Raw genomic sequence first — 16,348 nt, 5'->3', positions numbered from 1 at the left:
CGGGAGGGGTTCCGGTCCTGGGCTCACTCCCGGTGGACGCCCCAGTCCACCAGCGCCGCGCTCTCCGCGCGGGCCCCGCGCCGCGCCTCTCCGAGCACGAACGCGTCGGGGGCACGGTCCAGCACGCCTCCCCCTGGATCATCCGACCCGTCCCAGCGCACCGGGTCCCGCTCCGGCACCAACGCGTCCCGGACGATGAGGGCGCACAGATAGAGCGTCCCCAGCAGATGGACGGCGATCGCCAGCTGATAGCCCTCCGCGGGCAGTCCCCGGTGCTGGTCGCCGCTGCCCGTGTACGCGAGGTACATCCAGATCCCCAGGAAGTACATGACCTCGCACGCCTGCCAGATCAGGAAGTCCCGCCAGCGCGGCCTGGCCAGCGCGGCCAGCGGGATCAGCCACAGCACGTACTGCGGTGAGTAGACCTTGTTGGTGAGCACGAACGCCGCGACGATCAGGAAGGACAGCTGGGCCAGGCGCGGACGGCGCGGGGCGCACAGGGCGAGCGCCGCCACTCCGAGGCAGGCCAGGACCATCAGACCGGTCCCGTAGGTGTTGACGTCCTCCAGGGAGTTCCCGGTGCGCTGCGAGATGATCAGCCATACGGAGCCGAAGTCCACGGGGCGCTCCTGGCTGAAGGTGTAGAACATCTTCCAGCCGTCGCGGATGTGCGGACCGCCCTGCGTGCTGACCATCACGGGAAGGTTCACCACGAGCCAGGCGGCCAGGGCTCCGCCCGCGGCCGTCCAGAAGGTCCGCAGCCGGCCCGCCCGCAGGCAGAGCAGCAGCAGCGGACCGAGCAGCAGCCCGGGGTAGAGCTTGGCGGCCGTCGCCAGGCCCAGCAGCACACCGGCGGCCAGCGGGCGGCTGCGGGACCACATCAGCATGGCGGCGGCCGTAAGGGCGACGGCGAACAGGTCCCAGTTGATGGTGGCCGTGAGCGCGAAGGCCGGGGCCAGGGCGACCAGCAGCGCGTCCCAGGGACGGCGGCGGTGCGTACGGGCCACACAGACCGCGATGACCGCGGTGCAGACCATCAGCATGCCCGCGTTGACCAGCCAGTAGATCTGCTCCCGGTCCTGGATGGAGCCGCCGTGCGGGGTCATCCAGGAGGCGACCTCCATGAAGAGGCCGGTGAGGACCGGGTACTCCAGGTACTCCATCCCGCCCGAGACGCTGTCCGGTATCCGGTCGAAGTACGGAACCAGGTCGAGGGCGAAGCCGCGGCCGTTGTAGAGGTGCGGTATGTCGGAGTAGCAGGCGTGGGTGTACTGGGCGGTGGCCCCGTAGAACCAGCCGCCGTCGTAGCACGGCAGCTTCTGCGCCATGCCCAGGGCGAACATGCCGATGGCGACGATCGCCACGATCCGCACCGGGGTCCACCAGCTCGTGCCGAGCAGGGCCCGGCGCCCGGTCGGCCCACCGATCAGCTCGCTGCCGGCGGCGGCCACCGGGTCCTCGGCCGTCGGCCGTACGGGCTGGGCCTGTGGGTCGTCGCGCACGCTCATGGCCCCCATCCTGCCGCACGGGCCCCGCAGGAGGAGTCAGGACCGCCCCAGCGGCCGCTGAGCGCGCCGCGGACGCCCGGGTGGCTACCCAGCCGGGGCGAGGCGTACCAGAGGCGCAGAGGGCCGTCCAAGGCCCGCAACGGGGCCGGCCGCGCCGGAGCGGGTTCGCTCCGGCGCGGCCGGTGAGGGGTGAACGGTCGTACGGGACGGTGGGCTATTCCTCCCTGCGGGCCCCGGACGGGCCGCCGAACAGGCCGCCTGGGCCGCCCGGATCCTCCGTCGTCGGCGTCGTGGACGGATCTCCCGGGCCGCCGTCCGCGCCTCCGTTCTGGTTGCCGCCGTTGTCGTTGCAGTCCAGATCCAGCGGGTCACAGGTACCGGTCGGGGTCGGGCTGCCGGGCGGCGTCTCCGAGGGGGACTCCGTCGGAGTCTCCGTAGGCGTCTCCGACGGGGACTCGGTCGGCTTCTCGGTCGTCGGGGTCGGGCTCGGGCTCGCGTCCTCGCCGAAGACCTTCTCGCCGATCGGGGTGGCCGCGGGGAAGTCCTTGGCCGGCACGCCCTTCAGGGCACCGCGCATGTAGTCGGCCCAGATCTCCGCCGGGAACGACGCACCGTGGATCGTCTGCTGGCCGCCCACACCGCGCATGGACAGGAACTTCTGGCTCTTGGCCTGGTCGTTCACCCGCCACATGCCGATCGCGGTGGACAGCTGCGGGGTGTAGCCGGAGAACCAGGCCGACTTGTTCTCGTCGGTGGTTCCGGTCTTGCCCGCGACCGGACGGCCGATCTTGGCCGAGGTACCGGTGCCGTGCTGGACCACGTTCTCCAGGACGTCGGTGACGTTGTTCGCCACGTTCGAGTCGAACGCCCGCTTGACCTCGGCTTCCTGCTTGTGGTCGTAGACGGTGCCGTTCTTGTCCTCGACCCGCTCCACCGAGTACGGATCGGCCTGCTGACCGCTGGCCGCGAAGGTGGCGTACGCCCCGGCGAGCCGGATGGCGCTGGGTGCGGAGGTGCCGAGCGAGAACGTCGGGGTGATCGAGGACAGCTGTTCCTTGCTGAGGCCCGCGTTCAGGGCCGCGTCCCGCACCTTGTCGGTGCCGACGTCCATGCCCAGCTGGATGAACGGGGTGTTCACCGAATACTGCATCGCGGTGCGCAGGCTGATCGGGCCCTTGTCCTCGTCACCGTCGTTCCGCTGGTGCCACTCCTTGCCGTCCTTGTCGTGCCAGACGGTCCCGTCGTAGTCCCGCAGGGTCACCTTGTTGTCGCCGTTGTAGACACTGCTCGGCGAGACCCGGGTGCGTTCGGAATCGGGTTGGTCCCGTTGGCCCTTCGGATCGCGGGCGCCATTGGTCATCGCGGCGGCCATCACGAAGGGCTTGAAGGTCGAGCCCACCTGAACACCGGTGTAGTCGGCGTTGTTGCGGTAGTGCTCCAGGGCGTTCTTGCCGCCGTAGATGGCCACGATCTTGCCCGTCTTGGGCTCCACCGAGGCGCCGCCGAACTGGACGTGCTTGTCCACGGCGCGGTCATTCGGCTTGATGTTCTCCTTGGAGACCTTCTCGACCGCCCGGGTCAGCTCACCGATCTTCTTCTGGTCGAAGGTGGTGTGGATCTGATAGCCGCCCTTGTCCAACTGTGACTTGTTGATGCCGGTGTTGGCGACGATGTAGTTGTCCGCGAGATCGGTGAGGTAGCCGATTTGGCCCTGCTTGTTCGTGGCCACCTTGGGGTCCTGTGGCATCGGGAAGTCTCTGCCGATCCACTTCTGGGCCTCGGCCTTGCTCATCCTGTGCGTGGCGACCTCACGCCGCAGAGTCCACTCCCAGCGCTGCTTGGCGCGCTTGGTGTTGGCCTCCTTGGTGGCGGCGGCGCCATAGCCGCCGTTGGGGTCGTAGAGGTTGGGGCCGTTGAGCGTCGCGGCCAGGAAGGCGCTCTGGCTGGGCGTCAGCTTCGCGCAGTCCTGGTCGAAGTAGGCGCGGGCGGCCGCCTGGCAGCCGTAGGCACCGCGCCCGTAGTACGCGGTGTTCAGATAGCTCCCGAGGATGTAGTCCTTGTCCTTGGTCGCGCCCACCTTTATGGAGATGAACAGCTCCTTGACCTTGCGCGTGAGCGTCTGTGACTGGTCCAGGTAGGTGTTCTTCACGAACTGCTGGGTGATGGTCGAACCACTCTGGGTCGCTCCACCCTTCGCCATGTTGACGACCGCGCGGGCGATACCCATCGGGTCGACGCCGCTGTCCTCGTAGAAGCTGGCGTTCTCCGCGGAGATCACCGCGTTCTGCATGGACTTGGGGATCTTGCTGAGGGGGACGATCTGACGGTTGAGGTCACCACCGCCGGAGACCACCATCTGCTTGCCGTTCGCCCAGTAGTAGACGTTCTTCTGGGTCTGGGACGCGGCCTGGGCGGTCGGCACCTCCACCAGCCACAGACCTATGCCGACGGCGCCGACCAGCACGGCGAAGAAGAAGATGAAGGTCCCCGTCACCAGCCTCCAGGACGGGATCCAGCGCCGGAAACCCGACCGCCCGCCCCGCGGATAGTCGATGAAGCGCTTTTTGCCGGGGCGCCCATCGCCCCCCTGGCCGCCGCCGGTCCCCCGCCGGCCGCCTCCGCGACCGCCATGGCCCGCGCCGGCCGAGCTCGCCTCGGATCCTCGTCTACGGCCACCGCTGCGCTGGGCGGCCCGGCGGGCCGCCGCGCGGCCCCCGTAAGGACGCTCTTCCCCCTGCGGGGTGGCGCCCGACCCGGCTGCGGCGTTGTGCGTCGGTGCTGCGCGGCGGCCGGACGACTGCTGTCCGGCTCGCCGGGCCGCTGCTCGTCCGCCACCTTGGGGCTGCGGCGGCTTGCGACGGTGCTCGCTCATGGAACGACTTCTCCTCGGGCAGGCGCTATCGCCTGAAAGCGGCAGATGGCTTCCGGTCCCCCCAATGTGCGAACCGGTCGCACCAGGCAACCGGACGCACTGCATCCGGGACGAGGACGCATCGCGGCGTCACTTGGTTCCCATAGGTCTGCATGGCGAACAGAGTACGCACGGTCAAAACCCGCCCAGCCGTCACCTTCACTCCATAACCGTCAGATTGAGTGTCTCGAATTGATGATGTGACGGCCTTCACCGTGGTCCCTCTTGTCCCACCCCGAGCACGGTTCTATCGTCTTGATGTATCGAGTCGATACATCAGCTCGACATAGCGGGCCCGAACGAGAGGGGAGGCGGGGAATGAGCAGACGCTCCGGCGTCCTGGAGTTCGCCGTCCTCGGCCTGCTGCGCGAGTCGCCGATGCACGGATACGAACTGCGGAAGCGGCTCAACACCTCCCTCGGGGTGTTCCGAGCGTTCAGCTACGGCAGTCTCTATCCCTGCCTCAAGACGCTGGTCGCCAACGGCTGGTTGATCGAGGAATCCGGTATCGCCTCCCAGGACGCTCTCTCGGCGCCCCTCTCCGGCCGCCGGGCCAAGATCGTCTACCGGCTCACGGCGGCGGGGAAGGAACGGTTCGAGGAGCTGCTCTCCCACACCGGGCCGGACGCCTGGGAGGACGAGCACTTCGGCGTCCGGTTCGCCTTCTTCGGCCAGACGTCACGGGACGTCAGGATGCGGGTGCTGGAAGGGCGGCGCAGCCGCCTGGAGGAGCGCCTGGACAAGATGCGCGCCGCCATGGCCCGCACCCGGGAGCGCCTGGACGACTACACCCTCGAGCTGCAGCGACACGGAATGGAGTCGGTGGAGCGCGAGGTGCGCTGGCTGAACGAGCTGATCGAGAGCGAGCGGGCCGGGCGCGATCGGCGCGACGGCACCGCCGGGCAGGACCGGACGACCGAGCGGGACGAGGACCGGCCGCCACAGCAGGACCAGTCACAGGACCAGTCAGAAGATGCGGACGGCCCGCCCCGGCACCGGGGTGGTTCCCAGCCGGATCCGTCCGATGACACCGCCAAGTGAGGCCCGGCATCCGCGGGGCCTCGTCCAGTACACACAGGGAGCAACCGGAATGGGTTCGGTTCGTGTAGCCATCGTCGGTGTGGGCAACTGCGCCGCCTCGCTGGTGCAGGGCGTCGAGTACTACAAGGACGCCGACCCGGACACCCGCGTGCCGGGTCTGATGCACGTGCAGTTCGGCGACTACCACGTGAAGGACGTGGAGTTCGTGGCCGCCTTCGACGTGGACGCGAAGAAGGTCGGCCTGGACCTCGCGGACGCCATCGGCGCCAGTGAGAACAACACCATCAAGATCTGCGACGTGCCGACCGCCGGTGTCCAGGTCCAGCGCGGCCACACGCTCGACGGACTCGGCAAGTACTACCGCCAGACCATCGACGAGTCCGACGAGGCCCCGGTCGACGTCGTCCAGGTCCTCAAGGACAAGCAGGTCGACGTTCTGGTCTGCTACCTCCCGGTCGGCTCCGAGGACGCCGCCAAGTACTACGCCCAGTGCGCCATCGACGCGAAGGTCGCCTTCGTCAACGCGCTCCCGGTCTTCATCGCCGGTACCAAGGAGTGGGCGGACAAGTTCACCGAGGCCGGGGTGCCGATCGTCGGTGACGACATCAAGTCGCAGGTCGGCGCGACCATCACCCACCGCGTGATGGCCAAGCTGTTCGAGGACCGGGGCGTCATCCTGGACCGCACCATGCAGCTGAACGTCGGCGGCAACATGGACTTCAAGAACATGCTCGAGCGGGAGCGCCTGGAGTCCAAGAAGATCTCCAAGACCCAGGCCGTCACCTCCCAGATCCCCGACCGTGAGCTGGGCGCCGACAACGTCCACATCGGTCCCTCGGACTTCGTGGCCTGGCTGGACGACCGCAAGTGGGCCTATGTCCGCCTGGAGGGCCGCGCGTTCGGCGATGTCCCGCTGAACCTGGAGTACAAGCTCGAGGTGTGGGACTCCCCGAACTCCGCGGGTGTCATCATCGACGCGCTGCGTGCCGCGAAGATCGCCAAGGACCGCGGCATCGGCGGCCCGATCCTCTCGGCCTCCTCGTACTTCATGAAGTCGCCGCCGGTGCAGTACTTCGACAACGAGGCGCGGGAGAGCGTGGAGAAGTTCATCAAGGGCGAGGTCGAGCGCTGAAGCGCCATGCGCTGATTCCCGCCGCGTGATCATGGGCCTCCGGGTAATACACCCGGAGGCCCGTGTGGTGTGTGAGGCTGACGCCATGCCTGTTGTGCGTGATCTCCGCGTACTGCTGCAACTGCGGGACTTCCGCCGCCTCCTGGGAATCCGGCTGCTCTCCCAGTCGGCCGACGGCGTCTACCAGGTGGCGCTCGCCACCTATGTGGTCTTCTCCCCGGAGAAGGAGACCTCCGCCGCGGCCATTGCCTCCGCCATGGCCGTCCTGCTCCTCCCCTACTCCCTGCTCGGCCCCTTCGCCGGGGTGCTGCTGGACCGCTGGCGCCGACGGCAGGTGCTGCTCTACGGCAATCTGCTGCGCTCGGGGCTGGCGGTCGGAACCGCCGTGCTGGTGCTGGGTCAGGTGCCGGCGTGGCTCTTCTATGTCTCGGCCCTGTCGGTGACGGCCGTCAACCGCTTTGTGCTGGCCGGTCTTTCGGCGGCCCTGCCCCGCGTCGTGGACAGCCAGGAACGTCTGGTCATGGCCAACTCCCTCTCGCCCACGGCCGGAACGCTCGCCGCCACGGCCGGGGGGAGCCTCGCCTTCATCGTCCGGCTGTCGGGCCCGGGAGGCACCTCCTCGGACGCGCTGGTCGTTCTGCTGGGCGCCGTGCTCTATCTCATCGCCGGACTCACGGCCCTGCTGATGGCCCCGGGTCTGCTGGGGCCAGACCCCGCGGCCCTTCAACCCCGTCTCTCCGCGGCCCTGATGAGCACCGCGCGGGGCCTGGTCGCGGGCGTACGCCATCTGCTGGAGCGCCGGGATCCCACCGTGGCACTGACCGCGATGACGCTGATGCGCTTCTGCTACGGAGCGCTCACGGTGACGGTGCTGATGCTCTGCCGCTACGCATGGGCCGATACCGAGTCCGAGGGCCTCGCGCTTCTGGGGCTGGCCGTCGGTGTCTCGGGTGCGGGCTTCTTCGCGGCGGCCGTGATCACACCCTGGGCGGTGGCCCGGCTCGCCGCCCGTATGCCGTCCTCCCAGCCGGACGGCCGGCTCTCCTGGGTGATGGTGTGCGCGGGGAGCGCGGCCGTCCTGGAGCCGGGGCTGGGACTGCCCTTCGAACCCGCTCCCATGCTGATCGCCGCGTTCGTCCTCGGGCTGATCACCCAGGGCGCGAAGATCGCCACCGACACCGTGGTGCAGTCCGCCATCGCCGATGACTTCCGCGGGCGGATCTTCTCCCTCTATGACGTGCTGTTCAATGTCGCGTTCGTGGGAGCCGCGGCAGTCGCCGCGGTGATACTGCCGCCGGACGGCAGATCGGCCGCGCTGCTGATCTGTGTGGCGCTACTCTACGCGGTCACCGCGGTCCTGGTGAGGTTTCACGTGAAACATGACCGGCAGAGCCCCAAGCGGGTCGATGTTTCACGTGAAACGTAAGGGGCTCAGTCCTCCGGCTGGGCTTCCCACCACTCCTGGAGCGCGGCGATCACGGTGTCCCGCTCCATGGGGCCATGTTCCAGCCGCAGCTCCAGCAGATGCTTATACGCCTTGCCGACCTGTGGCCCCGGGGGGATACCGAGGATCTTCATGATCTCGTTGCCATCCAGATCCGGGCGGATCGCATCCAGCTCTTCCTGCTCCTGCAGCCGGGCGATGCGCTCCTCCAGGCCGTCGTACGCACGCGAGAGCGCCAGCGCCTTCCGCCGATTGCGCGTGGTGCAGTCCGAGCGGGTCAGTTTGTGCAGCCGGTCCAGCAGCGGCCCGGCGTCACGGACATAGCGGCGGACCGCGGAGTCGGTCCATTCCCCGGTGCCATAGCCATGGAAGCGCAGGTGCAGCTCGACCAGGCGCGAGACATCCTTGATCAGCTCATTGGAGTACTTGAGCCGCGTCATCCGGTACTTGGTCATCTTCGCCCCCACCACCTCGTGGTGATGGAAGGAGACCCGGCCGTCCTTCTCGAACCGGCGCGTCCTGGGCTTGCCGATGTCATGCAGCAGCGCCGCCAGCCGCAGCGTCAGATCGGGGCCCTCGGTCTCCAGATCGATAGCCTGGTCCAGCACCGTCAGCGAATGCTCGTAGACATCCTTGTGGCGGTGGTGCTCATCCCGCTCCAGGCACAGCGCCGGAAGCTCCGGCAGGACGCGATCGGCGAGTCCGGTCTCCACCAGCAGCCGCAGTCCCTGGCGGGGGTGGTCGGCCAGGACGAGCTTGTTGAGCTCATCACGCACCCGCTCCGCCGAGACGATGTCGATACGCTCGGCCATCTCCGTCATCGCGGCGACCACCTCGGGGGCCACCTCGAAATCCAGCTGCGCCCCGAAGCGGGCGGCACGCATCATCCGCAGCGGATCGTCGGAGAAGGACTCCTCGGGCGTCCCCGGAGTGCGCAGCACCCGGGCGGCAAGGTCCTCCAGACCGCGGTGCGGGTCGATGAACTCCTTCTGCGGAAGCGCCACCGCCATCGCGTTGACCGTGAAGTCCCGACGGACCAGGTCCTCCTCGATGGAGTCGCCGTAGGACACCTCGGGCTTCCGAGATGTCCGGTCATAGGCTTCTGACCGATAAGTCGTGATTTCAATCTGGAAGCACTGATCCGAACCGCTTCCTGACGACATGCCCTTGCGGCAGCCGACCGTGCCGAAGGCGATGCCGACGTCCCAGACCGCGTCCGCCCAGGGCCGTACGATCTTCAATACCTCGTCCGGCCGTGCGTCCGTCGTGAAATCCAGATCGTTACCGAGCCGTCCGAGCAGCGCGTCCCGTACCGACCCGCCGACCAGGGCCAGGCGGAAACCGGCCTGCTGGAAACGGCGGGCAAGATCGTCGGCAACGGGAGAGACCCGCAGGAGTTCGCCCACGGCGCGGCGCTGCACCTGGCTGAGCTCGTTGGTCGACTGCGGGGATCGGCTGTCATTGTTGGCGTTCGGCACAACAGAACAGGGTACGTGGCCGTGCGCCCCCGAGACTCCACCCCCAGACGGGGCCACCACTGCGTAACGATCTTGTGGAGCCATCCACAGCACTTCGTCACAGCGGGCATCGTTACCATTTCGTGGACGCACACTGCGACGACCACTGACGACAGACGACCACTGACGACCACTGACGACGAGGGACGGGCGAGCGCGTGGCCGATGCGGCAGACCTCCGGGGGACAACTTCCGCTCGTGCCCGGCGATGGTTGCGGCGCACGGCGGCCCTGCTGGCCGCGGCGCCGATGCTCGCGGGCCTGACACAGATTCCGGCGGCACCCACCGCCCACGCCGAGAGCAGGGCCACGGGCTCGCGATCGGTGGACGTCTCCATCACCTCGCTGACCCCCACCGCGCCGAAGAAGAGCGACACCCTCACCGTCAGCGGCACCGTCACCAACGACACCAGGGGCACGGTCTCAGGAGCTCGGGTGGGCCTCCGCGTCGGACCGACCATGAGCGGCCGCAACGCGATCGACAGCACCGCCCACCGCACCGGCTACTCAGAAGGACTCGACGGCACCGAGATCGACGGCAAATACGCCAAGAAGATCGGCAAGCTGGCGGCAGGCACCAGCCGTGACTTCTCCCTCTCCATACCGGTGGATCAGCTGCACCTGGGGGAGAACGGCGTCTATCAACTCGGCGTCTCGCTCACCGGTGGCACCTCCCGTCAGCCCTGGCCGCAGGTGCTGGGCATCGAGCGGACCTTCCTCCCCTGGCAGTCCGGCCCGTCCCCGAAGAAGTCCCAGCTCACCTATCTGTGGCCGCTGGTCTCCGCCACCCATGTGACCGCCCGCACGGACAACGACGAGGACCGCACCCCGATCTTCCGGGACGACCGCCTGGTCAAGGAGCTGGCCCCGGGCGGCCGGCTGCAGCAGATGGTCGCCCTGGGGAAGAACCTGCCCATCACCTGGGTGGTCGACCCCGACCTGCTCGCCACGGTCGACGCGATGACCAAGAAGTACGAGGTCCAGAACCCCTCGGGCAACGGGACCAGGGCGGGCCGCGGCCAGACCGTCGCCAAGCAGTGGCTGGACTCCCTCCAGAAGGCCGTGGACGGCAAGCAGGTGATCGCGCTGCCGTTCGCCGACCCCGACCTCGCCTCGCTCGCCCACCGCGGTAAGAACGTCTCCGGCGCCCTCAGCCACCTCCAGACCGCCACCGAACTGGCCTCGAAGGCCGTGGAGACCATCCTCGGGGTGCGGCCGCGCACGGACTTCGCCTGGCCCGTCGACGGCGCCGTCGACTCCTCGATCGTGGACGTCGCCACCTCCGCGGGCGCCCACAACGTCATCGCCCGCAGCGACAGCCTGCGCGAGACCGGGGGGCTCTCCTACACCCCCACCGCGGCCCGCCAGATCGGCGGCGGCAATACGGCGGTGGTCGCCGACGCGCGGCTGTCGACGGCCTTCACCGGCGACATGTCCAAGGCGGAGAACTCCACCCTCGCCATCCAGCGGTTCCTGGCCCAGAGCCAGATGATCAACCTCCAGGCGCCGGACAAGCAGCGCAGCATCGTGGTCGCCCCCCAGCGGACGCCCACCACCAGCCAGGCGCAGTCGATGGCGGCGGCCCTGGAGGGGCTTTCCGGACAGTGGACACAGCCGCTGGGCCTGGGGCAGGCCGCGAAGGCCAAGCCCGACCCGGGCGCCACCCAGCGGGTGCCGAGCACCCGCACCTACCCCCGGTCGCTGCGCGCGCGGGAGCTGCCCACCGAGGCGTTCGACAGCGTCCAGAAGACCCAGAAGACCCTGGACAATTTCGAGCCGATCCTGAACGCCAAATACCGGGTGGTCACCCCCTTCGGGAACGCGATCATGCGCGAGATGTCGACCTCGTGGCGCAGCGAGGCGCGGAACGCGGCCGGATTCCGGCACGATGTGCAGACCTATCTCTCCGGGCTCACCAAGAAGGTGCGCCTGGTCCCGAAGTCGGCCATGACCCTCTCCGGGCGCAGCGCGACCGTCCCGGTGACCGTCCAGAACAACTTGGTGCAGGGCGTCGACCTGCGGCTCGTCCTCGAATCCCAGCAGGGCAACCGGCTGACGGTCAGCGACCCCCAGCTGGTCAATGTGGAGGGCGGCCACAGCCAGTCCGTGAAGTTCGGGACCACGGCCAACGCGAACGGCCCGGTGTGGGTCTCGGCGCAGCTCTACACCCCGGACGGCCAGCCGTACGGCGACAAGATGCTGTTCGAGGTGAATGTCACCGAAATCACGTCGACCGTGATTCTGGTGATCGCCGGCGGTGTGCTGCTGCTGGTCCTCGCCGGTGTCCGGATCTATATCCAGCGCAAGCGCGCTGCCGCCAGGAGCGGTGAGGACGGCGGGGACGGGGAAGACGCCGAGGAGGCGGACGGACCGGATGAGGATGACAGCGAGGCCCCGGAGACCGACCGGAGTGACCCCGCCGGCGCCCTCCTGCCCGGGCAGCCGAGTGACCCGGCGGCGGACACCGGATCGCAAAGCGCTGGCCCGTCCGGCTCGGGTGAGAAAGTGGACCATTGACCAATGCCGGGGCCAGTGGGCCGCAGTGGACGATGAGGTGGGGTAGCGATGAACGCGCCGTATGACGGTGACGGCCGAGTGCCACCGCCGCCACAGCCGTCCCCTCACGGCCCCCACGACCCTTACGGGCAGGAACCGCACCAGCGGGATCCGTATCTGGGCGACGCCCACCAGGCCTCCGCGGCCGATCCGCGCCAGTCGTACGGCCAGCAGTACTACGCGCCGGACCCGTATCTGGACGACGCGTACGCGACGGGCAGCTTCACGCCGTACCCGTATCCGACGCAGGAGCGGTACCCCCACGATCCGCTGACGGACCCCCGGTATGACCGGCACTCCTCCCACGCACCGCGGCAGGACGGCCACCAGCAGCAGTACTACCAGCAGCCCCCCATGCCGCAGGGCCCCGACCCGCGCGTCTGGTCCCCCGAGGCCGCCGCCGGTCAGCAGGGCACGGCACAGCAGCCGTACACCGCCGGTCAGCAGGGCCAGGGCCATCCGGCGCCCGGCGGCGGCCACGGCGCGGGGGAGCGGCCACAGCGGGACGCCTTCGCGCACCTCTACCGCGATCAGCAGCCCTATGAGCCCCGGCCCGGCCAGGGCCAGGGCTACCCGCGGGGCCAGGGCTACGCACAGGCCCCGGCGAACCGCCCCCAGGGCCAGGCGCCCGCTCAGGGGCAGCCACCGGTCCCCGGGCCGCCCAGATCCGAGTCCGCGGGCGCGACGGCCGCCGCCCCCACGGTGGCCGCCCCGGTGGTGACCGCCCCCGCGGCCGAGCCCGAGCCGAAGAAGCCCTCAGGGGGCAAGGGCCGCGCGTCCAGCGTGCTCCAGTCCAGCGCGCTGATGGCCGCGGGCACCCTGGTCTCCCGGCTCACCGGCTTCGTCCGGCAGATGGTGGTCCTCGCGGGCCTGGGCGCGGCCACCCTCGGCTCGACCTACGCCCTCGCGTACACGCTGCCGACCATGGTGTACATCCTCACCATCGGCGGCGGTCTGAACTCCGTCTTCGTCCCCCAGCTCGTACGCGCGATGAAGGAGGACGACGACGGCGGCGAGGCATTCGCCAACCGGCTGCTCACCCTGGTGATGGTGGTGCTCGGCCTCCTGGTCGCGGCGACCGTGATCGCCGCGCCGGTGCTGATCCGCGTGATGTCGCCGACCATCGCGGACAACCCCGCCGACAACGAGGTCGCGGTCACCTTCGCCCGCTACTGCCTGCCCACCATCTTCTTCATGGGCATTCACGTGGTGGTCGGCCAAATCCTCAACGCCCGGGGCCGGTTCGGGGCGATGATGTGGACCCCCGTCCTGAACAACATCGTCATAATCTTCACCTTCGGCCTGTTCATCTGGGTGTTCGGCACCGCCGGCAGCTCCAAGATGGACACCACGACCATCACCGCCGAGGGCATCCGGCTGCTGGGCATGGGCACCCTGCTGGGGCTCATCGTCCAGTCCCTGGCGATGTTCCCCTATCTGCGTGCCACCGGCTTCCGCTTCCGGCCGCGCTTCGACTGGCGCGGCCACGGCCTCGGCAAGGCCGCCAAGCTGGCCAAGTGGACGGTCCTGTTCGTCCTGGCCAACCAGGCGGGCGTGCTGGTCGTGACCCAGCTGTCCACCGCGGCCGGTGCCGATGCCGAGAACCAGAACGCACCGGGCATGAGCTTCGTCGGCTACTCCAGCGCCCAGCTCATCTGGGGCATGCCACAGGCGATCATCACCGTCTCCGTCATGGCCTCGCTGCTGCCCCGGATCTCCCGGTCGGCCCACGACGGGGACGCCGGGGCGGTCCGCGACGACATCTCGCAGGGGCTGCGCACCTCCGCGGTCGCCATCGTCCCGCTCGCCTTCGGCTTCATCGCCCTGGGCATCCCCATGTGCACGCTGCTGTTCGGCGCGTCAGGCACCGATGCGGCCGTCTCCATGGGCTACATCCTCATGGCGTTCAGCCTGGGGCTGATCCCCTTCTCCGTGCAGTACGTCATCCTCCGCGGCTTCTACGCCTACGAGGACACCCGCACCCCCTTCTACAACACAGTGATCATCGCCGCCGTCAACGCCGCCGGATCCGGGCTCGCCTATCTCCTGCTCCCCGCCCGCTGGGCCGTCGCCGGTATGGCCGCCGCCTACGGCCTCGCCTACGCCATCGGCGTGGGCGTGGCCTGGAAGCGGCTGCGCCACCGGCTGGGCGGCGATCTGGACGGCCCCCGCGTCGTACGCACCTACGCCCGGCTCGTCGGCGCCAGCATCCCCGCCGCCCTCCTGGGCGGCGGCTCGGCCTACACCATCATGCAGACCCTCGGAATGGGCGTCGTCGGCTCCGTAGCGGCTTTGCTCGGCGGCGGTCTCGTTCTTATCGCGGTCTTCTACATTGCTGCGAAACGGATGCGCGTTAATGAGCTGACGGCCATGGTCGGTATGGTGCGCGGACGACTCGGACGCTGATCATTGAGCACAACCATCGTCCGCCACCGTGTGTCGTGCATAGCGGCGGACTGTGGGCACAATTGTCTTGGCTCGGAGTAGGCGCAACGGATGGGGAGGCAGGAACGACGGTGGCGGAACGGAGCACGGCTGCCGTCGACGTGGCCGACAGCGGTGGAGAGGAGCCGCTGACCGCCAAGGCGGGTAAGGCCACGGCCGACGGGGCGGGGACGAAACAGAAGGCCGGCAAGGGGACAGAGGCCGCGGTCACCGACGACAAGGGCGCCGCGGCCGAAACGAACCCGCTCGAACTACACAGCGGCCACAAGCTGGCCAGACGCTACCGTCTGGAGGAGTGCGTCACCCGTCTGGACGGATTCAGCAGTTGGCGTGCCGTGGACGAGAAACTGCGGCGCGCCGTCGGGGTGCATGTCGTTCCCGCGGACCATCCGCGCGCCAGATCGGTGCTCGCCGCCGCCCGCTCCGCGGCCCTGCTGGGCGACCCCCGCTTCGTCCAGGTCCTCGACGCCGTCGAGGAGAACGACCTCGTCTATGTCGTCCATGAGTGGCTTCCCGACGCCACCGAGCTCACCGCCGTGCTGGCCGCCGGGCCCCTCGAGCCGCACGACGCGTACCAACTCGTCAGCCAGGTCTCCCAGGCCATGGCCGCCGCCCACCGCGAGGGCCTGGCCCATCTGCGGCTGAACCCAGGCTCCGTGCTGCGCACCGAGTCCGGTCAGTACCGCATCCGCGGGCTGGCCGTCATGGCCGCCCTGCGCGGTATCAGCGTCGACCACCCCCAGCGCACCGACACCGAGGCGATCGGCGCGCTGCTGTACGCGGCGCTCACTCAGCGCTGGCCCTACGAGACCGACGCCTACGGCCTCTCCGGGCTGCCCAAGGGCGTGGGCCTGATCGCCCCCGACCAGGTCCGTGCCGGAGTGCACCGCGGCCTGTCCGAGCTCGCGATGCGCGCGCTGGTCAACGACGGAGCCACCGCCTCCCGTCAGGACCAGCCCTGCACCACCCCCGAGGAGCTGGCCAAGGCCGTCGCGGCGATGCCGCGCATCAGGCCGCCGGAGCCCGCCTTCGCCCCTTCCCAGGCATACCAGCGCACGACGTACCAACAAGGTGTGTACGGCCAGCAGCCGAACCGCGGGGGCACCGCGCACCCGGCCCGTCCGGCCGCTCCCGTGCCGCCTCCGCCACCGCTGCAGAGCCGTACGGGCAAGGCCCTCAAGTGGACCGTCTCCGCCCTTCTGATCGCCGCTCTCGGCCTCGGCAGCTGGCAACTCGCGGACACCCTCCTCAAGGAGGAGAACAAGTCCAGCCCGGGCGGATCCACCAGTGAGAAGGACGACGGTAAGGCCCAGAAGCCCACGGGCAAGCCCCTCAGCATCGAGGGCGCCACGGAGTTCTCGCCGCTGGACAGGCCCTTCGCCCCGGACCAGGTCAATGGCGCCGTCGACGGCGATGCGGCCACCGCCTGGGTGACCAAGTTGTTCTACGACTACCCAAAATTCGGTAACCTGCCCAATCGCAAGCAGGGCAGCGGCATCGTCGTCGACCTCGGCAGCGCCAAAAGCGTCTCGAGCCTCGACATCGACTTCTACAGCACCGGGCAGAAGGTAGAAGTCCTCGCCGCCGATCCCTCGTCCTCCGAGCCCACCTCACTCAGCGCCTTCTCCAAGCACCTCACCGATCTGAAGAGCGTCGGGAAGAAGCTGTCCACCGTTCTCGACAAGCCGGTACGGACGCGATACGTCCTGGTCCACATCACGGAGCTTCCGGCCAGCACCCCCGATCGCTACCGTGGCGGCATCTCGGAGATCAAGGTCAAGGGCTGACCCTCTAC

Annotated in this window: 9 protein-coding genes; 6 read left to right on the top strand and 3 right to left on the bottom strand. The window is 69.0% G+C overall.

Going from position 1 to position 16,348, the window contains the following annotated elements:
- Positions 1 to 23: 23 nt before the first annotated feature.
- Both VT50_RS16255 and VT50_RS16250 read right to left on the bottom strand, forming a co-directional pair.
- Positions 24 to 1,508: a glycosyltransferase family 87 protein gene (locus tag VT50_RS16255; protein ID WP_046085094.1), complete on the bottom strand. Its 1,485-nt coding sequence runs from the start codon at positions 1,506 to 1,508 to the stop codon at positions 24 to 26.
- Positions 1,509 to 1,722: 214 nt separating this feature from the next.
- Positions 1,723 to 4,380, bottom strand: coding sequence for a transglycosylase domain-containing protein (locus tag VT50_RS16250; RefSeq protein ID WP_075200287.1), 2,658 nt, complete (start codon positions 4,378 to 4,380; stop codon positions 1,723 to 1,725).
- Positions 4,381 to 4,737: 357 nt separating this feature from the next.
- Here VT50_RS16250 and VT50_RS16245 point away from each other — a divergent pair, with 357 nt between their 5' ends.
- The 3 genes from VT50_RS16245 to VT50_RS16235 all read left to right on the top strand — a co-directional run bounded on the left by VT50_RS16245 (position 4,738) and on the right by VT50_RS16235 (position 8,018).
- A complete protein-coding gene (locus VT50_RS16245) occupies positions 4,738 to 5,460 on the top strand; it encodes a PadR family transcriptional regulator (RefSeq protein WP_046085095.1) in 723 nt (240 codons plus the stop codon).
- A gap of 49 nt (positions 5,461 to 5,509) precedes the next feature.
- Positions 5,510 to 6,592, top strand: a complete 1,083-nt coding sequence (locus VT50_RS16240; RefSeq protein WP_046085096.1) for an inositol-3-phosphate synthase — start codon at positions 5,510 to 5,512, stop codon at positions 6,590 to 6,592.
- A gap of 85 nt (positions 6,593 to 6,677) precedes the next feature.
- The gene (locus tag VT50_RS16235; RefSeq protein WP_046085097.1) at positions 6,678 to 8,018 is read left to right on the top strand and encodes an MFS transporter; all 1,341 of its coding nucleotides are present in this window, start codon (positions 6,678 to 6,680) and stop codon (positions 8,016 to 8,018) included.
- Positions 8,019 to 8,023: 5 nt separating this feature from the next.
- Here VT50_RS16235 and VT50_RS16230 read toward each other — a convergent pair whose 3' ends face one another.
- The gene (locus VT50_RS16230; RefSeq protein ID WP_046085098.1) at positions 8,024 to 9,514 is read right to left on the bottom strand and encodes a CCA tRNA nucleotidyltransferase; all 1,491 of its coding nucleotides are present in this window, start codon (positions 9,512 to 9,514) and stop codon (positions 8,024 to 8,026) included.
- 197 nt (positions 9,515 to 9,711) lie between these two features.
- Between VT50_RS16230 and VT50_RS16225 the strand changes: the two genes are divergently transcribed.
- From VT50_RS16225 to VT50_RS16215, 3 genes are all read left to right on the top strand, one after another.
- On the top strand, positions 9,712 to 12,069 hold the full coding sequence (locus tag VT50_RS16225) for a DUF6049 family protein (protein ID WP_046085099.1): 2,358 nt from the start codon (positions 9,712 to 9,714) through the stop codon (positions 12,067 to 12,069).
- 48 nt (positions 12,070 to 12,117) lie between these two features.
- A complete protein-coding gene (gene murJ / locus VT50_RS16220) occupies positions 12,118 to 14,514 on the top strand; it encodes a murein biosynthesis integral membrane protein MurJ (RefSeq protein WP_046085100.1) in 2,397 nt (798 codons plus the stop codon).
- Between the two features lie 110 nt (positions 14,515 to 14,624).
- On the top strand, positions 14,625 to 16,340 hold the full coding sequence (locus VT50_RS16215) for a protein kinase family protein (protein ID WP_046085101.1): 1,716 nt from the start codon (positions 14,625 to 14,627) through the stop codon (positions 16,338 to 16,340).
- The last annotated feature ends 8 nt before the right edge of the window (positions 16,341 to 16,348 follow it).

It is taken from the genome of Streptomyces antioxidans (assembly GCF_000968685.2).
GTDB classification, from domain to species: Bacteria; Actinomycetota; Actinomycetes; order Streptomycetales; family Streptomycetaceae; genus Streptomyces; species Streptomyces antioxidans.
Note: the sequence above shows the minus strand (reverse complement) of the source record. Positions and strands in the feature narration are given on the sequence as shown.